14 protein-coding genes are annotated in these 23,185 nt (G+C 41.2%); 13 read left to right on the forward strand and 1 reads right to left on the reverse strand.

The window, feature by feature from the left end; genetic code table 11:
- Nucleotides 1-428 precede the first annotated feature (428 nt).
- Nucleotides 429-695: a DksA/TraR family C4-type zinc finger protein gene (locus CWB60_RS17390; protein ID WP_024034161.1), complete on the forward strand. Its 267-nt coding sequence runs from the start codon at nucleotides 429-431 to the stop codon at nucleotides 693-695.
- A gap of 37 nt (nucleotides 696-732) precedes the next feature.
- Here CWB60_RS17390 and gloA read toward each other — a convergent pair whose 3' ends face one another.
- Nucleotides 733-1,131 carry a lactoylglutathione lyase gene (gloA, locus tag CWB60_RS17395; RefSeq protein ID WP_004589277.1) on the reverse strand — a complete coding sequence of 133 codons (399 nt, stop codon included), beginning with the start codon at nucleotides 1,129-1,131 and terminating at the stop codon, nucleotides 733-735.
- A gap of 939 nt (nucleotides 1,132-2,070) precedes the next feature.
- Between gloA and CWB60_RS17400 the strand changes: the two genes are divergently transcribed.
- The 12 genes from CWB60_RS17400 (at nucleotide 2,071) to CWB60_RS17455 (ending at nucleotide 22,914) form a co-directional block, all read left to right on the forward strand.
- A complete protein-coding gene (locus tag CWB60_RS17400) occupies nucleotides 2,071-2,949 on the forward strand; it encodes an NAD(P)-dependent oxidoreductase (protein WP_024034160.1) in 879 nt (292 codons plus the stop codon).
- A gap of 146 nt (nucleotides 2,950-3,095) precedes the next feature.
- A complete protein-coding gene (locus CWB60_RS17405) occupies nucleotides 3,096-5,354 on the forward strand; it encodes a chondroitinase-B domain-containing protein (RefSeq protein ID WP_138579785.1) in 2,259 nt (752 codons plus the stop codon).
- 2 nt (nucleotides 5,355-5,356) lie between these two features.
- A complete protein-coding gene (locus tag CWB60_RS17410) occupies nucleotides 5,357-7,576 on the forward strand; it encodes a heparinase II/III domain-containing protein (protein WP_417655701.1) in 2,220 nt (739 codons plus the stop codon).
- A 5-nt stretch (nucleotides 7,577-7,581) separates the two neighbouring features.
- Nucleotides 7,582-7,926 (forward strand): cupin domain-containing protein, encoded by a 345-nt coding sequence (locus CWB60_RS17415; RefSeq protein ID WP_004589273.1) that lies wholly within the window; start codon nucleotides 7,582-7,584, stop codon nucleotides 7,924-7,926.
- A 3-nt stretch (nucleotides 7,927-7,929) separates the two neighbouring features.
- Complete coding sequence (locus CWB60_RS17420; protein WP_024034157.1) at nucleotides 7,930-9,237, forward strand: MFS transporter; 1,308 nt, start codon at nucleotides 7,930-7,932, stop codon at nucleotides 9,235-9,237.
- A gap of 58 nt (nucleotides 9,238-9,295) precedes the next feature.
- Complete coding sequence (locus CWB60_RS17425; RefSeq protein ID WP_138579784.1) at nucleotides 9,296-10,228, forward strand: sugar kinase; 933 nt, start codon at nucleotides 9,296-9,298, stop codon at nucleotides 10,226-10,228.
- Nucleotides 10,229-10,293: 65 nt separating this feature from the next.
- Nucleotides 10,294-10,911 (forward strand): bifunctional 4-hydroxy-2-oxoglutarate aldolase/2-dehydro-3-deoxy-phosphogluconate aldolase, encoded by a 618-nt coding sequence (gene eda, locus CWB60_RS17430; RefSeq protein ID WP_138579783.1) that lies wholly within the window; start codon nucleotides 10,294-10,296, stop codon nucleotides 10,909-10,911.
- A 13-nt stretch (nucleotides 10,912-10,924) separates the two neighbouring features.
- Nucleotides 10,925-12,007 carry a class II fructose-bisphosphate aldolase gene (gene fbaA / locus CWB60_RS17435; RefSeq protein ID WP_024034154.1) on the forward strand — a complete coding sequence of 361 codons (1,083 nt, stop codon included), beginning with the start codon at nucleotides 10,925-10,927 and terminating at the stop codon, nucleotides 12,005-12,007.
- Nucleotides 12,004-12,966, forward strand: a complete 963-nt coding sequence (locus CWB60_RS17440; protein ID WP_138579782.1) for a class 1 fructose-bisphosphatase — start codon at nucleotides 12,004-12,006, stop codon at nucleotides 12,964-12,966. Before fbaA ends, CWB60_RS17440 begins: the two co-directional genes overlap by 4 nt.
- 524 nt (nucleotides 12,967-13,490) lie before the next feature.
- Nucleotides 13,491-16,226 carry a poly(beta-D-mannuronate) lyase gene (locus tag CWB60_RS17445; protein ID WP_138579786.1) on the forward strand — a complete coding sequence of 912 codons (2,736 nt, stop codon included), beginning with the start codon at nucleotides 13,491-13,493 and terminating at the stop codon, nucleotides 16,224-16,226.
- Between the two features lie 78 nt (nucleotides 16,227-16,304).
- Nucleotides 16,305-19,352, forward strand: coding sequence for a TonB-dependent receptor (locus CWB60_RS17450; protein ID WP_138579781.1), 3,048 nt, complete (start codon nucleotides 16,305-16,307; stop codon nucleotides 19,350-19,352).
- A gap of 604 nt (nucleotides 19,353-19,956) precedes the next feature.
- Entirely contained in the window at nucleotides 19,957-22,914 is a 2,958-nt protein-coding gene (locus CWB60_RS17455; RefSeq protein WP_138579780.1) for a TonB-dependent receptor, read from the forward strand.
- Nucleotides 22,915-23,185: the final 271 nt, after the last annotated feature.

Raw genomic sequence — 23,185 nt, forward strand, 5'->3', positions numbered from 1 at the left:
TGGGGACGCCACTTACTATTTTAGTAGTGTATAAATCTATAACTTCCTCAGCGCTATCCAGTGCATTAATTTCTACCGCTTATCCGTTAAAATTTTAGTTTTACACTTTTAATTTTCTTCAATATCTAAAAACCTATCTATTTAATTAATAATCACCTACGTATAATTTCTTTGGTTTTCAAGACCGATCCGCAATAATAATTATTCATTTACAGTGATAAATTTTTTGCTAGCTGCGTTAAAAATACATACTTATAACTGCATGTGTAGATAAAATGGATAGCACAACTAAATTTCAAATTACTCTTAACCATATTTATTCATCCTTTAAATAGCTCAATCAATAAAGCCTGTACAAAATATTCAGCATTTATAAAGCGCTGTGCTGCTAACCTTTTAGCTTAATTTCTTATTATTAGGAGTTAATTATGGCAAGTGGTTGGGCGCGTGATGGCGCAATTCAAGATCAAATCGATGCAAGTGTTAACGATGCAGTGCAATATGCAAGGCAAAATTTAATCTCAGGCGCGAGTGCTGAATTCTGTGATGAGTGTGATTGTGAAATACCACAGGCACGCAGGTTAGCGCTGCCAGGTGTTAGGCACTGTGTGGCGTGTCAAAGCGAGCTTGAGGCTAAAGGCAAAGGCGTTGCTGGCGTAAACCGCCGAGCAAGTAAAGATAGCCAACTAAGGTAAAGGTGCGACTAGGCACCTTTTTGATAAATTTTATTCCCTAGTGAGCTTTGTTTTTCTTTTTCTGAATAAGCTCAATTGAATAGCCATCAGGGTCTTTCACAAAAGCAATTTCTGTTGTGCCACCTTTTACTGGCCCCGGTTCTCGACTGACGTTTCCACCAGCGGCCTTTATGTCGTCACATGCCTTGTATATATCGTCAAATTCAATAGCTATATGGCCATATGCATTACCAAGATCGTAGCTATTTTCATCCCAATTATAAGTAAGCTCTAACACAGTATTACTATCCTCTTCACCATACCCTACAAAAGCTAATGTATAACGATACTCTTCGTTGTCAGAACGGCGTAATTCTTTCATTCCTAAAATCTGTGTATAAAAAGAAAGTGACTTTTCTAAGTCGGCTACACGCAACATTGTGTGTAATAAACGCATTTAGGTTACCTCTGTGAGTTTAAATTTAAATAGGTGTGGAGCATAGCGTCTTTATGGAGTATCCATAACCGCATTGCAAAGGCCAGAGCCTGCCATATACCTAGGGGCTTATTTTACCTCAACTGTGAACAATAAGTTTATATTAACCAGCTATTTGCGCACTCATTGCGTCAAATTTACTTGCAATAAGCCTAGCTATTGCCGCGCAAGTGGCTTTGCCTTCACTGAAAACCTCGGCTTGTGAAATAAATTAAAATATCAGTACGATTTAATACGTAAGTAAACTTCTTAACCTGAGTTCGGGCAATTTAAGCTAAATGTGGGCAAGGCTAGGCATTTACAACCACGGATTGCCATAATATTAGCACACTAAATTAGTGGTTTTACCAACAATGGGTTAGTGCACAATGTAATTATAGCCACGCTATTTATACGAGTTTATAAAGTTGTTGCACTTATTGGTCAACCTATTTTTTATTAAGCTCTAACCAAAGAAGGGAAAAGTGAGTGGAATTAATTTGATTTCCATACTACCTATAACTAGTTGTTTATTATTGTTATTTTGTTGATTTGAAATAAATTGTAAATTACCTTGGTTTACAAAGTTAACTTATTGGTTGACAAGATTGGTGTATGGTAATACAGTTTTTGCATACCAATTGGTAAGTTGCTTGGTTTTAGCTTCTCCAAGGTATTAATAAATAATCAAAGCAATGCTAAGCATAACGAAATAAATACGTAATCGGTCAACAATATACAGCGTGTAATCACTCTGTTTTTATTCGCTCAAATGGTAATAACGCGGCGGGTTACTTATTCAAACGAACATGCTCAGGGTTACTTTAGCAAATTGAATTAAACGACACAGCGTACCTATTTATGGGGTAAATCATTACTCGTACTCATAAAAGCACGCGCCATCATATTTAGGAGTTATTCATGTCTAAACCAGTAATCGGTTTTATCGGCCTTGGCTTAATGGGCGGCAATATGGCCGAAAACTTACAGAACAAAGGCTATGAGCTTATTGTTATGGATTTAAACAAAGATGCGGTTGCTGCATGCGTTAGCAGAGGCGCAAAAACAGCAAGCACTGCAAAAGAGCTTGCACAAGGTGCAGACATAATTATGTTTTGTTTAACAACATCAGCAGTTGTTGAAAAAATTGTGTACGCAGAAGATGGCATTTTAGCGGGTATTAAAGAAGGCGCGGTATTAATTGATTTTGGTACATCAATTCCTTCATCTACTAAAAAAATTGGTGCTGATCTAGCCGCTAAAGGCGCAGGCATGATTGACGCACCACTAGGGCGTACTCCAGCCCATGCTAAAGACGGCCTATTAAATATTATGGCAGCGGGTGATATTGACACCTTCAATAAAGTTAAACCTGTACTTGAAGATCAAGGCGAAAACGTATTTCACCTAGGTGAGCTAGGCGCAGGACATACAACTAAGTTAATCAATAACTTTATGGGTATGACCACGGTATGTGCTATGTCACAAGCGTTTGCTGTAGCAGACAAAGCGGGTGTAGACCGCCAGCAACTATTTGACATTATGTCGACAGGGCCTTCTAGCTCTCCATTTATGCAATTTTGTAAAAACTACGCGGTAGACAACGTAAGCGACCTTGGTTTTTCAATTGCCAATGCAAACAAAGATTTAGGCTACTTCCTACAAATGGTTTCAGACCTTGGGACTGAATCAAAAATTGCTGAAGGGTCATCTGCTAACTTACAAGCGGCATTTGATGCAGGTATGGGGCAAGGCAACGTACCAGAAATTTTTGATTACTTTAAAACTCTAGAAAAGTAATACCAACAACATTGGGTGCTTTAACGTAGTTAAAGCACCAAAACACACACAACATCAATTGGCTAGATTTAACCTGCTTTGTGCAATGAGTGCAGCATTACTATTGATAAGGCATTACTTCCGGTCACACTGAAAAAGAGTTATCTATGCGTTTAATTAATATAATAAAGCTTAGCCTAGTTCTTATTGGGTGCACATCCACACAATTGGCAGCCAAAGATTATTTTGTAGACACTAAACAAGCTTTTCAAGAAATCTCTGACAAACTCGTTGCCGGCGATAAAATAACTCTCAAAGACGGTACGTGGTCTAATTTCGAAATTTTATTACAAGGCCAAGGAACCAAAAACGCCCCTATAAAGCTTACAGCGCAGACCAAGGGTAATGTTATTTTATCAGGGCAATCTAATTTAAGACTGGCGGGTTCGTATTTAGAAGTGTCAGGACTTGTATTTAAAAATGGTTATACGCCTAGCTCAGCCGTTATTGAATTTCGTAAAAATAAAGATGAGCTTGCTACTCACTCCCGCGTAACACAAGTCGTTATCGATAACTACAATAACCCCGATAAACGAGAATCAGACTATTGGGTGGCTCTATATGGTAAACACAATCGTTTTGATCACAGCCACTTAGTAGGTAAACGTAACAAAGGCGTTACGGTTGCAGTAAGGCTTAATAGTGAGCAAAGCCAACAAAACCACCATCAAATTGATCATAACTTCTTTGGCTATCGTCCTACTTTTGGATCTAACGGCGGTGAAACACTGCGCATTGGTACTAGCCACTATTCATTAAGTGATTCATTTACCGTAGTTGAAAACAACTACTTTGAACGTACTAACGGCGAAGTAGAAATAATCTCGGTTAAATCAGGGAAAAACCAAATCCGCAATAATGTGTTTTTTGAATCTCGCGGCACACTAACGCTGCGCCATGGTAATGGCAATATTATAGAAGAGAACGTTTTTTTTGGTAACGGTGTAGATCACACAGGTGGCATTCGCATCATTAATAAAAACCAAACAGTAAAAAATAACTACTTAGAAGGTTTAACAGGCTACCGTTTTGGCAGTGGTTTTACGGTTATGAACGGCGTACCTAACTCACCAATAAATCGCTACCATCAGGTAGAAAACGCGACAATTGAAAACAATACCTATGTAAATGTGCGTCATATACAACTTGGTGCAGGTAGTGATAGCGAGCGTAGCGCTGCACCAATTAATAGCGTAATGAAAAATAACCTTATTATTAATCAAAATGGCGAGCAGCCTTTTACAACCTTTGATGATGTAAGCGGTATTAAATTTAGTGAAAATGTAGCTAATACCCAGGTATTAAAAGAGTTAAATTACGGTGTTAAACAGCAAAATGTAACACTAACCAGAGCTAGTAACGGTTTACTGTATCCTGAATCAAGCAAAATTAGTGCAGGTGCTAAACGCGGTTTAAAGGTGCTAAAAAAGGCCGATACCGGCGTTAGTTGGTATCCAAAAACAGAGCAAGTTGTAGCATTTGATACGGGTAAAACTCACCAGGTTAAAGCAACTGCAGATGCCTTACTTAACGCAATCAATGCAGCCCAAACGGGTGATGTATTAGAGCTTGCAGATGGTCAATACGATGTATCTAAACTCGTTAAAATAACAAAAGTGCTTACCCTTAAGGCTAAACATACTGGCAAAGCTAAGCTGACCTACCAACGCTCCACCTTATTCGAAATTCATGATGGCGGTAGCTTAAAGCTAGATGGTTTAGTTATTTCGGGTGAAAACGCACCTGATGCCATTAATAATAGTGTGGTACGTACTAAAAAGTGGGGCATGGTTGATAACTACCGCTTTGAAATACACAACTCACAATTAACTAATCTTAATATTAATCACTCATTTCACTTTTTTGTAACGGGTAAAGGGGCGATGGCAGATGAAATCACGTTAGTAAATAACACCTTTAAAAATGTAACTGGCGATATTTTACGTCTCGATACCGAAATAGAAGACTTAGGTATTTATAACGCAGAGTATGTAACACTTAAAAGCAATACCTTTAATGAGGTAGCCGGTGGAGTCGTTAAGTTATACCGAGGTGGAAGTGATGAAAGCACCTTTGGTCCGCATTTATTAATGACCAATAACACCCTAACTAAAGTAGGTTTAGGTAAGCGCAACAAGGCGCAAGCGAGTGTGTATGCGCACGGTGTACAAGTCACAAATATTGCAAGCAACGTATTTGAAAAATCGGCACCGATTAAAATTGAGCACACGGTTGGTGAGCCAATAACAGCCATTACAGATAACACCTTTGATGCAACTCAAGCACCAAACGTAAAAGAGTTACGTGTAGCGGGCCCGCACACGGCAACGATTAAAAATAACAACGTTTTAAATAAGGTGAACTAACAATGATGAATTTAACCCAAAATAAGTCATTATTTAAAACGCTGGGTGTTACTGTAAGTGCCTTAGTTTTATCGATAAACGCCTACGCAGCGCATCCAAATTTGGTAATAACCAATGATGATGTACAGCAAATGCGCCAAGCAATTAGCAACAACGAACAGGGCAAGTTTGCCAACGCATTTGCAGCGCTTAAAGCACAAGTGGATGAGCAAATTAAAAGCCCTATAACAGTGCCTGTACCAAAAGACGGTGGGGGAGGGTATACCCACGAACGTCACAAAAAAAATTATCAGCTTATGTATAACGCCGGTGTTATTTATCAGCTAAGCCAAGATGATAAATACGCTCATTACGTACGTGATATGTTGCTTGAGTATGCCAAATTATACCCAACACTTGATGTACACCCTAAGCGCAAAGTTAAGTCGCAAAACCCAGGTAAACTATTTTGGCAAAGCCTTAATGAGGCCATGTGGCTTGTTTATACCATTCAAGCATACGATTTAGTGCATGATGCGTTAAGCGCCGCTAATATTAAAACCATCGAAAATGACTTACTGCGCCCAGTATCGTTATTTTTATCACAAGGCCAGCCATCAACCTTTAACAAGGTACATAACCATGGTACGTGGGCTACAGCCGGTGTAGGCATGGCAGGGTATGTGTTAGATGAATCTGAGTGGGTCGAAAAGTCTCTTTACGATTTAGATAAATCGGGCGAGGGTGGCTTTATTAAGCAGCTAGACATGCTGTTTTCGCCACAGGGCTATTACAACGAAGGTCCTTATTATCAACGCTTTGCACTACTTCCGTTTGTTACCTTTGCTAAAGCAATTGAAAACAACGAACCGCAGCGAGACATTTTTGAATATCGCGATGGCATATTACTTAAAGCCATTGATACCACTATTCAGCTAAGCTATAACGGTTTGTTTTTCCCGATAAACGATGCAATTAAAAGTAAAGGTATAGACACAATAGAGCTGGTACACGGTGTAACAGCCGCTTACGGTTTAACACACGATACTGGTTACTTAGATATAGCCAAAAAGCAAAATCAAATAATACTCTCTGGCGATGGCCTAAAGGTGGCTCAAGCACTGGATAAAAATAAGCAAACCCCTTATGTATTTAAATCGGTAGCGTTTGGCGATGGTAACGATGGCGAGCAAGGGGCGTTGGTAGTAATGCGTACGCAAACTGGTGGCGACCAAGCACTTTTATTTAAACCTGCCGCACAGGGTTTAGGGCATGGACATTTTGATAAATTAACTTGGCAGTTTTACGATCATGGCAATGAAATTGTGTCTGATTATGGCGCTGCACGTTTTTTAAATGTTGAGGCTAAATACGGTGGTCGTTACCTACCAGAAAACGAAACTTACGCAAAACATACCGTGGCACACAATACAGTTGTGATTGATGAAACCTCGCATTTTAATGCAAATGTTAAAGTGGGTAATAACAATCATCCTACGCTTAATTTCTTTGAAACAAACCAATACGGAACGGTGTCAAGTGGGCAAATAAGCACCGCTTACAAAGGTGTTGAGCTTGAACGCACGTTAGCGTTAATTAATTTACCTATGCTTGAAAGCACGCTTGCAGTTGATATTTTTAATGTGACTGCAGATACCTCCCATAAAATTGATTTACCACTGCATTACAAAGGCCAATTAATTGATACCAGCTTTGAGTTACTTGGTAACACCAAAAGCTTAGCTGCGCTGGGTGATAAAAATGGCTATCAACATTTATGGTTAAAAGCACAGGCACAACCAGATGAAGGCCTAGCAAAGGTAACGTGGTTAAACGACAACGGCCGTTTTTATACACAAACAAGCCTAGTGAAAGGGGATGAGTCTTTCTTATTTACGCAAATAGGGGCAAACGATCCACACTTTAACCTTCGTAACGAAAATGGCTATATTCGCCGTGTAGAAGGTAAAAAACAGCATAAATTTATTTCAGTACTTGAGCCTCACGGTGAATACAACCCAAGTAAAGAATATACCCTAGAGGCTGTTAGCCGTGTATCGTCACTTAAGTATGGCGCACAAGAGCACTTAGACCTAATTGAAGTTAAAGTAAAAAATAATACTTATTTGGTTGCTATCAACAAAGCCGATAAAGCAGCTAAACACACATTCACATATCAAAATAAAGCATTCACCTTAAATGGCCGCCTTGGCGTTTATGCGATGAAGAATAATCAGGAGTAAACAGGATGCAAAAGCAAAGTGCACACTTTTCATTTGGTAACGAAACCGAGATTGAAGATTTAGGTAATGGCTTAAAACGCCAAATGCTTGGCTATAACGAAGAGCTAATGGCCGTGAAAATTTGGTTCTCAGAAGGGGCTATTGGTTATAACCATGCACACAGGCACTCGCAAGTAACGTATGTGGTTGAGGGTGAGTTTCACTTTAACATTGATGGCGTAACTAAAATCTTAAAAGCGGGTGATAGCTGTTTTATTCCTCCTTTTGCTGATCACGGTGCAACGTGCCCAACTGGCGGTATACTGATTGATACCTTTAGCCCAGCTCGTGAAGACTTTCTTGAGGAATAACCTATGAAAATTCAAGGCTTACGCTGGTGGGTTATAGTGCTAATTGCACTTGCTACCATTATTAACTACATCGACCGTCAAGCGCTTAGCGTTTTATGGCCAGACATTGTGGAAGAGATGTTCCCTGATGAATCTGCGTTAGAGCGTAAACAAATTTACGCTAATATTTCTATAGTATTCGTATTTGCTTATGCATTTGGCCAAGCTATTTTTGGCAAAATTTTTGACTGGGTTGGCACGCGTTTAGGTTTTGTGCTTTCAATTGGTGTGTGGTCATTAGCCACTGTTGCCCATGCTTTTGCACAAGGGGTGCTTAGTTTAAGTATTTTCCGTGCAATTTTAGGTGTAGCCGAAGCTGGTAACTGGCCCGGTGCAGCTAAAGGTAATGCCGAGTGGTTTCCAACAAAAGAGCGTGCTTTAGCGCAAGGTATATTTAATTCTGGCGCAGCCATTGGTGGCATTATTGCTATCCCGCTTATTGCTTATTTAACCGTGTATTTTAGCTGGCAAATGGTGTTTGTATTTGTTGGTGCCTTAGGTTTTTTATGGTTAGTTCCTTGGATTATATTGGTAAAAGCGCCTCCAGGCTCTCACCCTTGGATAAGTGAAGAAGAGCGTGAGTACATTCTTACCGGACAAAGACGCGTTGATGATAACGGCGATGTAACAAGCGATGACGAAGAAGAATATAACCCGTCTACAGGCGAGTTACTTTCTCGTAAGCAAAGCTGGGGCGTAATTATAGCCTCTGCAGCTATCGACCCTATTTGGTGGTTATTTGTTTTTTGGATACCAATTTACTTAAACGAAGTGTATGGCATGGATGTTAAAGCGATTGGTATTTATGGCTGGGTTCCGTATGTAGGCGCTATGTTTGGTGCTTGGTTTGGTGGCTTACTTGCCCAAAACCGCCTTAAAGCAGGCTGGAATACCGATAAAACGCGTAAGCTGACCATCACATTAGGGTGTTTAATTATGTTGCCGGCGCTGCTTGCAATGGCAAACCCAGGCGAGCCGGTAATTGCGGTACTTATTATGGCTGTTATTTTATTTGGTTTTCAAACCGCCATTGGTAACGTGCAAACCTTACCAAGCGACTTACTAGGTAAAAAAGCGGTAGGTACGTTGTCGGGCTTCTCTGGAATGGCCGCTAAATTAGGTGCTGTAGGGCTTACGTCATTGGTACCTATTTTAACAGCGGACGGTAATTATACACCGGCGTTTGTGATAGGCGCGTCTTTAGCGATTATTGCAATGGCAGCTGTATGGATTTTAATTCCAAAAATTGAACCATTGAAAAAGCCTAACTAATTTGTTGGCAATGGCTGTGTTTCTCACAGCCATTTACTACCTAAGGTAAGTGATAATAATGAAAAATATTTACTTTATTGGCGAGTGCATGATTGAGTTAAGAGCGACTGTTCCCTCTACATTGCATCAGTCATTTGCAGGTGACGTATACAATTCGGCAGTTTACTTAAAGCGTTGTTTCCCACAAATCACCACCTCAGTTATTACCGCTTTAGGGGAAGATAACTTAAGTAAAAAAATGCGTGAGCGTTTTGCAAGTGAGCAATTAAATACAGACTATGTATTTGCTCATAACAGTAAAGTCCCAGGTATGTATTACATAGAAACGGACGAGCAAGGCGAGCGCAGTTTTATTTACTGGCGGGATGATTCAGCAGCCAAAAAGGTGGTTGAATTTATCAGCCCTGAGCTTGTTAAGCAGCTGTCATCGGGTGATATGTTTTTCTTTTCGGGTATTTCTTTAGCCGTAATAGAAGAGCAAGCAAGAGCGCAGTTTTGGGACATAGTAAAGCAACTTAAAGCCGCGGGTGTAAAAATAGTATTTGACCCAAATTACCGTGCGCGACTTTGGGATAACGTTGAGCAAACTAAAGCGCAATACCATAGTGCATTTAGCCTAGCCGATATTACGTTACCCGGCGTTGAAGACTTAGAAACGCTTTACAACGTGCAAAGTGTAGAAGCGGTAATTGATTATTTGGCTCCGTACAACATTAACGAAATTATAGTAAAAAACGGCCCCGATTCAGTCATTACAAAAGAGGCTAATACAGTGCAAAGCCACAGTATTACGCCGGTTAAAAACGTTGTTGATACAACCTCCGCAGGCGATGCCTTTAACGGTGTATATTTAGGAGCGCGCTTAGATGGGCGCCCTATAAGTGATGCAGTTAAACTGGGCGCGCAGGCTGCCGGCGCTGTTATTCAGCAACCCGGTGCTATTGCACCAAAAGATGTTTTTCAACAAGCCATGGCTAAATCAGGTCTCTAACTGGCTAATTTACTCAATTTATAACACTAAGTAGCACGATTATTTAAAAATAAGGGAAATAACGCATGACTCGCTTTTCTGAACTAATGGCAGGGCAAACTCTGCTACCTATAATTCAAGCAGACACGCCAGAGCAAGGTGTAAACATTGCTAAAGCAATGGCAGAGGCAGGCCTAACTTTGGTAGAAGTTGTTCTTAGAACAGATGCATCAATTGATGCGCTTAAAGCCATAAAAGAACAGGTTCCACGGCTAAAAGTGGGCGCAGGCACCGTTATTAACGAAACAATTTTAAAGCAAGCGCTAGAAGCAGGCTCAGATTTTATAGTTACTCCCGCTGTATCGCCTACACTATTAAGTGAGCTGATTAAGTGTAACGTGCCAGTATTGCCAGGTGTATCAAATACCGGCGATATATTAATGGCGCTTGAGTATGGTTTTGAAGAGCAAAAACTCTTTCCTGCTTCACTGGCTGGTGGTGCGCCGTTTGTCTCTGCTGTCTCATCTGTATTTCGTGCAGTGAGCTTTTGCCCGACCGGCGGTGTAAGCGAAAAAAATAAAATGGATTACTTGTCGTTAAACAATGTATTTGCAGTAGGCGGTACCTGGGTTGCTAAAAAAGAATGGGTAACGCAGGGTAATTGGCAAGCCATTACAGACTCTTGTATCGAGGCTTTAAAATAGCAAGGAGCAAAAAATGAATTATTTAGCCCCAACCATTGCACCAGGCGTTGTTGTTGGCGATGAAGTAAGCGAAGTGTATAAACACGCACGAACGCATCAGTATGCATTGCCTGCTGTAAACGTGGTGAGCACATCGTCAATTAATGCCACCTTAGAGGCCGCAAAAAAAATGAAGTCGCCGGTCATTATTCAACTATCTAATGGGGGAGCGCAGTTTTTTTGTGGTAAAGGTTTAGCACTAGAGGGCCAGCAATCTGCCGTTGTTGGGGCAATAAGTGCTGCACAGTATGTGCATAACGTGGCGAAGCACTATGGCGTTGCTGTCATGCTGCACACAGATCACGCAGCAAAAAAACTACTGCCTTGGATTGATGGTTTATTAGATGAAGGCGAAAAGTATTTTGCACAAACAGGCAAGCCGCTTTTTTCATCGCACATGATAGACCTATCAGAAGAGCCACTGGAAGAAAATATAGAAATTTGTGAGCGTTATTTAGCGCGGATGGCAAAAATAGGCATGACACTTGAAATAGAGCTCGGGTGTACCGGCGGAGAAGAAGACGGGGTTGATAACTCGCACCTCGACAGCTCTGCGCTTTACACTCAACCAGAAGATGTAGCCTACGCCTATGAGCGACTTAGTAAAATAAGCCCTAATTTTATCATTGCTGCTTCGTTTGGTAACGTTCACGGCGTATACAAGCCTGGCAATGTAGTATTAACACCTACCATATTACGCGACTCGCAAGCCTATGTAGCTGAAAAATTTAATTTAGAGCATAACGCTATTAATTTTGTATTTCACGGTGGGAGTGGCTCTGAGCACAGTAAAATTGCTGAGTCGCTAACCTACGGGGTGGTAAAAATGAACATTGATACCGACACCCAATGGGCGAGTTGGAACGGGGTATTAAACTACTACCAAGAAAAACAAGGCTACTTGCAAGGCCAAATTGGTAACCCTGATGGCGAAGATAAACCCAATAAAAAATACTATGATCCACGTGTGTGGTTACGTCAGTCGGAGCAGCATATGGTGGCTCGCCTGATCCAATGTTTTGACGACCTTAATTGTGTGAACAGGTATAGCGCATGAAAAGACTGAATAAAGTATTAAAGCAAGATGGGGTTGAAACCGACCTTATTATGTTAATTCGCACGCTATTAGCAACCACAAAAGAAATAGCGTTTAGAGTAAGCCAAGGTGAGCTTGCGGGTGTTTTAGGCTCTACCCTTAACGAAAATATCCAGGGCGAGGTGCAAAAAAAGTTAGATGTCATTGCCAATCAACTGTTAAAAGATACCTTAATTGATGATGATCTTGTAAAAACAGTGGCATCTGAAGAAGAAGATAATGCAGTAGGCGCCCACCCTGATGGTAAATATATTGTGGCATTTGATCCCCTTGATGGGTCATCAAACATTGATGTTAACGGGCAAATAGGCACTATTTTTACCATTTACCCAGCAAAGGCAGATGTGCCCTTCGATAGTGATGAGCAATTTAATCAACCCGGTACTAATCAGGTTTGTGCAGGCTACGTGCTGTATGGGCCATCGTCGTTACTAGTAATGAGTACAGGTGGGCCAACCCGCTGTTATACACACGATTTAACCCACGGTGGCTTTTTGCTTACAAAACCAGAGCTTGCAGTACCGAGTAAAAGCCGTGAGTTCTCGGTTAATATGGCAAATTACCGATACTGGGATGAAGCAACACAAGTTTACTTTGATAAATTACTGTATACATCAGAAGAATTTGCTAAAAGCTCAATTCGCTATAATGCAGCCATGGTTGGCGATGTACACCGAATTTTATGCCGTGGCGGGGTATTTATGTACCCGCAAGATACGCGCGCGGGTAATGAAAACGGTAAAATACGCTTACTTTACGAAGCTAACCCGCTGGCAATGCTTACTGAAAACGCAGGCGGTATAGCCACCTCTAAGGGTATGCGTATTTTAGATATTCAGCCCGATGAGCTGCATCAGCGTGTGCCTGTTATTTTAGGCTCTAGTGAACCTGTGACTTACTTTAATTCTACGGTTTATTAAACCTGACTAAGGCCTCAGTAAAAAAGGGCGGTTATTGTGCCCTTACGCCTTTTAAATAATACGTAAGCCACTGCTGACAATAGTGAGTTAAACGCAGTGGCTACGTTATTTTATATACACATCAAAAATTCATACCTATAGGCTATTACAGCTAAAGCTTTACGCCTGTGCTTTCCACCCCTCCATTCTTTATGTGCTTATCGCGCTAAGTATAAATACAGAGCAATCCTTTCGGTAAAACCAATTGTTCATAAAGGTTGTTTGCTTATCTATTCGTGAAATTAATATTGGTAATAACGCTGCGTTATTAGGTATAGACGTAAGTTAACTTTCAGTTAATAAGATATGATGAATTTTGAACGAATATAGTGGTAAAAGTGTTTTTATTATGCTTATATTACCAAGTTGGTTAACAATGAGGCGTAAAAATAAAATAATTTGGTAATAACACACTGAGTATTTGGTAAATCACACATAACACCTGCTAAATACTAAACCACACAATTAAGGAGAATAGAGCCATGATGAAATTAAAACATTTTGCATTATGTGCTGTTGCAGCTGCCATTATAGGTTGTGACACGGATTCAAATAATAATAACAACACATTGGGCTCTATTGCTCTATCAGGTACAGCGTTAACGGGCGAAACATTGTCGACCAGCGTAAATGATGCCGATGGTATTTCTGGCGAAGTAAGCTACTACTGGTACGCCGACGGACAAGTTATAAGTGGCGCTAATGACGCAACTTTTACATTAACAGATGAGCAAATTGGTTTTGCAATTACAGCACAAGCACTTTATACAGATGACAGCGGTGTTAATGAATCACATTTAAGTGAGCCCACCGATGAAGTGTCAGCTATTCCTTTTGCGGCCACGGTAGAAATTAACGGTGATGCAATTATAGGTAATGAACTAAGTGCTAATGTAGCGGATGAAAATGGTTTTGATCCGGCGCTTGTAGCATATACATGGTTTGCAGATGATGTTGAAATTGCCGATGAAACCTTAGCAACCTACACTATTACCGAATCGCAACTAGGTAAAGTTATAACCGTAAATGCAGCATTTGAAGATAGCAGAGGCTTTGCAGAGTCAGCTACATCAACTGCCACAGCGCCAGTAGAGCGTGCAAATTCAGAAGGGTCGGTGGCTATTGTTGGCACACCTACGGTGGGTAATACACTTACAGCCGAAATAACAGATGAAGATGGCGCAAGCGGCACAATTACTTACCAATGGTTTGCTGATGAGGTTGCAATTAGTGGTGCCACGCAAAGCACTTACGTTGTAGATGAGTCATTATTAGGGCAATTTATTACCGTGCAGGTTACCTACACGGACGATCACGGTTTTACCGAAGACAACCTTTCTGAGGCAACCATTGCTGTTTCTGCAGAGGCTGTAGATGAAGCGGGTAGTATCACCATTTCAGGGGCTACGCCATATTTAGTGACTAGCGAATTAACCGCTGAAATTAGCGATAACAATGGGGTAGATGAGCAAAACGTTACTTACACTTGGCTTGCTGATGGCGTTGCAATTGCAGATACCAACAGCAAAACATTTACGCCAACTAATCAAGCTGGCGCGATTATATCGGTCACTGCGAGTTATACCGATAACGATGGCTTTTCAAGCACAATTACCGGTGCCGCCGATACAGTAGTGTACACGCAAGTGATAAGCGATGCAGATGCGCTATTAGGTGCTATTAATGCAGGGCTTGGTGATGGCGATGTGCTTGGTTTAAATACCGGTGTATATGCCGATCTTGATGCCATTATGCTAACCAGCGCAGCAACACTTAAAGCTGTTGAAGGACAAAGCCCGGTAATTAGTGGCGAGCTTTGTATTCATGTAGCCAGTGGGGTTGATGGCGCGGGTATTGAAGGCCTTACATTTAAAAATATTGATACTAAATCGGGTGGCTTTTGTGAAACCGAAGAAGATGCCGTTATTTATTCTGAGGGTGACAACTTCACATTTACACAAAATACTATCGATGGTGAAGCAGAGACGTTAAATAACTCTACCTACCATTGGTTAATGCTTAAAGGCGACGCCGCAATGGTTGAGCGTAATACCTTTGCCAACCGCGATAAAGCAGAAAATGGTTCGGTGATAAAAATGTCTTCATCGAGCACTAACCACGTTATTCAATATAACCTTTTCACAGGTACCAGCAGCAACCCAAATTTTGGTAACTCTAGCCTGCACTTAATTAACGCAGGGAGTACAACAGGTACAGGCTCTGCTGATGATGCAAACTTTACTATTCAATATAACCGAGTAGAAAACTTTGTTACAGGCCGACGTTTAATGCGCGTACAAACCTCTGGCGCGACGATTAAAGGCAATACCATTTTAAATCCTAATGGCGGTATTTCGCTTGAAGATGGTGGATTTAATACGGTATCAGACAACATTATTATTCGTACCACTGATATTGCAAGTTCAAGCGATCGTCCTGCCGGCGTGCTAGTTACGCCTTTAGGTCACACTGTAAGCAATAACTACATCGCTGGTATTCGCTCAGGTAATAAAGAAGCCGGTGGTATTGTATTTACCGCTAACCCATTTTCACAAGCTGATGGCGGGGTGCCAAATGGAGGTAACCAAGCTGTGCTTGATGGCGCAGGCGACTTTACCCTTAATGTTACTAACAATACGGTACTTAACTCACAGCAACCATTTGTATTTAGTACAGAAATAGGTTCAAAGGCACCTGTTGGAGATTGTGATGAGCTTACCGCAGAAAATGCCCCTGTACTGTATGGTTTAACTAAAAATGCGTTTGAAATTAACTTCAACGGTAATTTAAATGCAAATGGGGTGGGCGATCAAACTGATGAAGACACCATTGAAAGCAGCGCGCTTGTTTATGGTTTCTTTTACCCTAACGAGCTGTCGAGCGACCACTCTTTTGAATACGACTGTGACCTAATTAACCATACTGAATCACTGTTCTCTAACAGCTTTGGCTTTAGTGACAGTTATGAGTCGGGCGATGCGAGCGACCTATGGGTTGATATTAGAAACGTAAATGGCAATGGTGAATACGACACCGATGGCGCTATTGACCAAAACCCAGAAGCAAATGGTAAAGAAATCCCAGAGTTTGTCACTGCTACAAGTACGCTGCTTGAGACTGACTCAAATGGAGCACAAGCCTTAGCAGGTGCAAGAAACTTATACTACATCCAAAGCACTGATGTAGGTGCAGGCTCTACGTGGGTGGCACAAGATGAATAAGCCCACACTGCACATTATTAATACTTATAAAAATAGCAAACTACGCACAACACACACAATGATAAAGGAGAACGCGGCATGTCGTTAAAAATGGATCGAAGACGTCAACATTCTACAAACAGCTCTGTTTGTAATCATTTTGCACTTTCACCTGCTGCTAAGTTAATTAGAGCAAGTTTACTTGCAGGTATGGCAGGTTCATTGTCATTTAATGCTTTTGCTCAGCAAGAAGCCCAAGAAAAAGTGACTGAAGTAGAGCAAGATGTAGAAATCATCAGCGTTACAGGTACTCGTAGAACCATACAAGATCAAATTGCAATTAAGCGTGAGGCAACAACGGTTGTCGATGGTTTATCTGCAGAAGATATTGGTGATTTACCCGCGCTGTCAATTGGTGAAGCGCTTGAGTCGATTACCGGTGCCGCATCTCATCGTGAAAACGGGGGCGCTACCGAAATCACCATTCGTGGTTTAGGCCCATTTTTAAGCGCAACCCATATTAATGGCCGTGAAGCTACTAATGGTAGTGGTGATCGCTCGGTTAACTTTTCACAGTTTCCATCAGAGCTTGTAAAAAAGGTCGCTATTTACAAAACCCAAGATGCTTCAATGATTGAAGGTGGCGTAGCCGGTGTGATAGCACTTGAAACGATTGCCCCGCTAGATTACGGCAAACAACGCGTACAAGGCGAAGTAAAACTAAATTACAACCCAGATGAAAGTAATGTAGAAAACTCACTGCAAAGTGATACAGGCTATCGTGGTACGTTTAGTTATGTTGACCAATTTGAGTTTGCCGATGGCCAAGCAGTGGGTGTGTCTTTTGGTGTGCAGCGCCAAGATATTAGCCAACCAGAAGCAGAGTACAGAAGCTCAAGCCCATCGGGCTCTTCACTTTGGGCATGTTTAAATGACCCAACTAATACGAATGAAGAGTTTTACAGAAGCAGCGCAGGTGATTGTGAAGACCAAGTAAATGGCAGTAACAATCAAGGTTATCAAACAAACATCGACCCAGAAACAGGCAAAGCCGAAAGCGATGGCACTCCATACGCATGGACAGGCAGTAGCCGCAGCTATCGTCAAAATGAAACCTCAGATGAGCGTGATGCAGTATTTATTGCAATGCAATACCAGCCGTCGTCTGAGTGGGATGTTAACTTTGATGCACAAATCTCTGACAGAATACAAAGAGAAGCACGCCACGATTTAATATTTTTACAAAAACGCGCAACACCTGGTTTAACAGGCCCAACGCTTGTTACTAACGATGTAGGCGGAATTTTACATTGGGAAGGTGAAGAACGTATTGAATCGGCGGGCGAGCAATTCTCACGTGAAGAAAACTACCAAGGTTATGGCATTAATATTGAGCACACGGTAACCGACCGCCTTACTGTAAATCTTGATTTAGCGTATTCAAAAACTGAGCGTGAAGAGCTACAAATTTCTAACCGTGGTAGAACCGCAGACCGTAATTTGTTTAGCTGGGATATGGGCGATGAAATTCCTCACTTCACCTTAACGGACTTTGATGTAACTGATATTTCTAACTTTACAGATAGCTTACGTACACGTTTAGACCGTGAAAATGTTCGCGAAAACGTAGTTAAATCGGCGCGTATTGATTTTGACTACGCGTTAGAGGGCGATATATTTACCAGTATTGAAGGGGGTATTAGAGCCTCAGAGCTAAGCTTTATACAGTTTGGTGGTAGCCAAGGTAATGGCTCTCGTACTGAGTATACTATAGGCGATGACTCAGCATTGGAGATACTTCAAGGCTGTCAAATTGACTTCCCAGAATCTGATTTTTTATCTAGCGTATCGGATGGCAACTTAGTAACAAATGTAGATAGTAGCGGTAATGTAATAAGCTCTGGGACAGGTTCTTCGTGGGCGACCTACGATAACGTGTGTTTCTCTCAAGCTGTAGCGGCTACAGACACTGATTATACAGGTGAATTTGGTTACCCTGATGTTGAGTACGAAAATGCCGGTACCATAGATGTTACTGAAAAAACCACCTCAGTGTACTTAATGGCAAACTACGACACCGAAGTATTTGGTAAGTTTATTCGTGGTAACTTCGGCCTGCGTATTGTTGATACTGATGTAACCTCGGTAGGCTTTAGAACAAATTACACTGTAGATGTAGATGAAACTACAGGCGCTGTTACCCTCGATGTAGGGGATTCACTAGAAAGAACCGAAAGCGGCGGTGGTTATACTAAATACTTGCCAAGCTTTAACTTAGTAGTTGATTACAGTGAAGACATTTTACTGCGTGCGGGTATTTACCGTGGTATGTCACGTGCTGACCCATCTGATTTAGGCTATGATCGCGACTTTGTAACAGACGATCAATCTGTTGCGCTATCGCTTTCTGACTTATTAACCGTAGATGGTTCAGGTAACCCTGATACTCAACCATTAATGTCATGGAACTACGACTTAGCCTTTGAATGGTACCCTAATGAAGATTCTATTTTAGCGCTAAGCCTATACTACAAACAGTTCCAAGGTGGCTTCCAGCAACAAACTGTAATTGAAGACTATGTGGTTGGCGGTGAAACAGTATCACTACCAGTGACAAATTCGGTAACAACCGATAATGATAGCGATATACTGGGTTTAGAAGCATCGTTCTCGTACCGTTGGGATAATGGTATTGGTGTAAAATTTGGCTATAACTTTGCAGATACTGACTTTGAGTTTGAAGATAGCTTATATGGCGATACATACGTTACCGACCTAGATGGCAATACTACTCAATTAACTGCCGGTATTATTGAACCAGGTTCGGTGCCGGGCTTCTCAGAGCATGTATTTAGTAGCCAACTGTATTACCAAATTGGTGACTTTGATACGGCTATTATTTACAAATACCGTAGTGAATACTTCCAACCATATACCAGTAATGGTACCCGCTTACGTTATGTTGATGCCGTAGGTGTATGGGAAATGCGTGCATCGTATAAAATTAACGAGCACTTTAGAGTTAAAGCTGAAGCCATTAACTTGTTTAGCGCACCTAAGTCACAAGACTTCTTTGTGGAAGATAACCTAGGTGAAGTAAACGATTACGGCCCACGTTTATTCTTAGGAATGAGCTTTAAGCTATAACACAATAACCAGTGATCCCCACTTTAAAACCCAATTAGCGTATGCCGCTAATTGGGTTTTTTTGTATGTGCGTGTGGGCTATTAAACCTAAGCTTTTTGAATCGCGGCGCACTCTCTTAACTAAATCTTGGCTAAACCTTTTTACCTAAAGCGCAGCATTACTAAACTCAGTGTTAGTAACGCTGCGTTATTGGCAGGCTAATTAGTTAGCCAAAAGTCTACTATCTTTATCTTGGTTGACCAATTAATTCGGTAAAAGCGGCTAAATATAAAAATAACGCGGTATATATAAAAAAAATATATCGAGGAGATTGAGGGGGTTTTAATCTTTTTTTGTGTGTTATTTAACCTTAATTGAGATTTAAAAGCACATTAAATACAAGTGGTTATATTGTGGTCAGTAATAAAAGTGTTTTTGTCATGCCGAATTGGCTTTTATTGGTAATGACTGTTTTTGCTTTTTTTACAAAAAATGGTTTACCAATAGGTTGACCTTTGGTGCTTTTGCTGTAAATATTAAGTTAACCATTTAGATAAATGGTAAGGCGTTTAATAAAAAATATATAGCGAGTTACACATAGCACTGACACACACAGGAAAAACTATGAATCACAAGTTATCAAAAATTACGCTAGCAGTTATATCTGCCACAGCATTAAACCTTTCTATGTCCACACACGCACAGGAAGCCAAGCCAATTGCAGAAGATGATGTAGAGATCATCGAAGTATCTGGCATTCGTCAATCACTTACTAATGCACTTGCTGAAAAACGCTCTGCAGATAGCCTAGTTGAAATTATTCAGTCAGAAGATATTGGTAAATTACCCGATCAAAACCTCGCTGAAGTATTAGAAAACGTAACGGGTATTCAAATTACACGCCAAGCGGGTGTAGGCACAGGTGTACAAATTCGTGGTACCGATGCTAACCGTACCGAAATTAACGGTGTATCAACGGTGGGCTCAGGCTCTGGTCGAAGTGGTATTAGCTTTGAAGATGTATCAGCGTCAATTATTTCAAGCTTAGAGGTAATAAAGTCGCCTGAAGCGAAAACAATAGAGGGCTCTGTAGGCGGTACTATTAACCTTAAAACGATTCGCCCACTGCATTTAGGTGAGCAGCTAGCCACTATTAGAGTGCAAGGTGAGCACAGTAGCTTAAGCACTGATAGCGGTTTGCAACCACGTTTTTCGGGAACTTTTGCTGATAACTGGGAAGGTGATTACGGTAAATTTGGTGTGTTAGTGAGCGGCAGCTACGCAGAGCAAGATGTAACGGCGTTTCGCCCACGTGCAGATAGAGATAACATTATCACTGCAGATAGCGGTGTAGCCAGCGCTCAGTCTTTTGACTTTTTACCGATTCAATTTTTTGTACAAGATTACGATAACTACGAATACGAAACTAAAAACTTTGTAGGTACCATTGAATGGGCGCCTAACGACAACACAAAGTTTTATTTTGATGCTGTGGTTAACGATCAAGAACGTCGCCAAGAAAGCTCTCGTGTACAGGCTTCTGGTGTAAGTGCGCTTAATGATATTTCGGTTCCTGATGAATTTGAAACCGTAAACTTAGGCTCACTTGGCGGTACCAACCTTGGGTCTATTCAAGCGGCCTTACGCGGTGTCATTCCGGTTAATTTAGAAAACGATGATGACGATCCTAACCTTCGTTTTTCAAGTGATACAAACTCGCGTGTTACCGACAGTAATATTTTTAGACTCGGTGGCGAATGGCAAGGCGATAAGTGGTTTGTTAGTGCTGAAATTGCATCATCATCTTCAGATACAACTACGCCTAGCTTTAATACAACGCTTAACTTTATTAACCCTAATGTGCCGTTAGATGCTGGTGGCGGTAATGATAATAGTGTGCCGTTTGAGTATGACTTATCAGGTGGCGCATTGGCATTTGGTATTGCAGAGGGGGCAGAGTACGCGCCAACGGTTGAACAACTACTAGATCCTGCAAATGTAGTGCTACGTGATGTAAATATTGGTCAAGATACCGTTGAAAACTCTGAAGATGCGTTCCGTATTGATTCAACCTATTACACAGACTCAATTGTAACCTCTATTGATTTTGGTTACCGCTACAGTAAATCACAAAGCAAACAAAACGAAATTACCTCAAGCATTGGTTTAAGAACCATGGCTGATAGCCCAACAGGTGATTTATTTGCCGACTTATTAGTGGCAGGCCCAGATAACTTTAACGAAGCTGATGGCCGCTCGTTATACATAGGCGACTTTTTACTTATTGATCCAGAGCTTGTGGCCTCAGACCCTGATGCGGTACTTGCCACATTACAAGCAGCGATGACTGCGCACGGTTCAAGCAAAACATTAAATGCACCTACTTCAAGTTCTGCAGGTTTTTTTGATATAGAAGAAACCACTCATGCGCTATATGCACAAGCTAACTTTGAGTACGAAATGGTACGCGGTAATATTGGTGTGCGTTACATTCAAACAGACGTAGAGTCTACCGGTAACTCGGTTACTCAAGATGGTAGTGGTAATGAACTGGTAACGCGTATTACCAATGAATCTGACTATGACTTTATTTTACCTCGTTTAAACCTTGTCGCTGATGTATCAGAAGATGTACTTGTACGCTTTGGTGTTGGTAAAGATATTCGTCGCCCTGATTATAACGACCTATCAACGTCTATTACCTACAGCACAAGTCCAAATGACGAAGTTGAATTTGGTAACCCAGCACTGAAACCTGAAGAAGTACTGTCTTACGATTTATCGGCAGAGTGGTATTTTGCAGAGGCAAGTGTATTTAGCGTAGGTATTTTTCATAAAACACGTAAAGACTTACACGTAAATCAGTTAACCTCGCCAGTTGAAGACCCTGTAACAGGGTATCGCGACTTAACAGAGCCATGTGAAGGTGGCGGTATATTTAACCCCATTGCAGATATAAACGTATTTGGCCCTGAGAATGGCCGTGGCGTATGTGTTGGTACAGAAACAAAAGTAAACGATATTGGTGAAACTACCCAAAAAGGGATTGAGTTTGCCTTTCAGTATGACCTATCAGGCTTTGAAAAAGACCTAGGGTGGGCTTCTGGTTTTGGTGTGCTAGCTAACTATACAATTCAAGAGTTCTCAGGTGGTGAAACCGAAAATTCAGCAACCTCAAGAGCAAGTAATGTATTTGCAGCAACTACCGGTACGCCAGGTATTGAAGTAAGTGAAATTCAAGGCTTACTTAACCTTTCTGAAAACGCGTATAACTTTACGCTGTACTACGAAAAATTTGGCCTATCAGCACGTATGCGTTACACGTGGCGTGAAGGGTATCGTTCAAATGACTTTGGTAGTACGTCTAGCTTCCCTTGGGGTTTCCCAGTGGTACAGGAAGACCGTGGCCAGCTTAATGCAAGTATTAGCTATGATGTGAACGAGCAACTTAATATTGGCTTAGAGGCAGTAAATATTACTGAATCTGAAATTAGCCAATCATGTGTAAACGAAAGCGCACTATTGTGTTTCCAAGGTTTAACTGACCGTCGTATTACACTGGGTGCAAGTTACCGTTTTTAAAAAGTATGTTGAGAGTGTGTAGCCTTTGAACGGGCACTAAAAAGCAAGCCACATGGCTTGCTTTTTTTTACCTAAAATTAGCCGCAGTTAGGTGGTTAATAATGGGCCGTGGTTCTTTGTGTTGGGGGGAAAAATGCACCTGTTTGCAAAAAATAAAGTGTGTGTTGTATTACTTGTTGGTTGTAGCGCATTCCCGTGTGGCTTACATCAAGGGTAATAAAATCACGCATATTAGTAGGGCGTGTTGGTATTTGATGGTTGAATTTGCAGC

The sequence above is a fragment of the Pseudoalteromonas sp. S327 genome (assembly GCF_005886415.1).
GTDB lineage: Bacteria > Pseudomonadota > Gammaproteobacteria > Enterobacterales > Alteromonadaceae > Pseudoalteromonas > Pseudoalteromonas atlantica.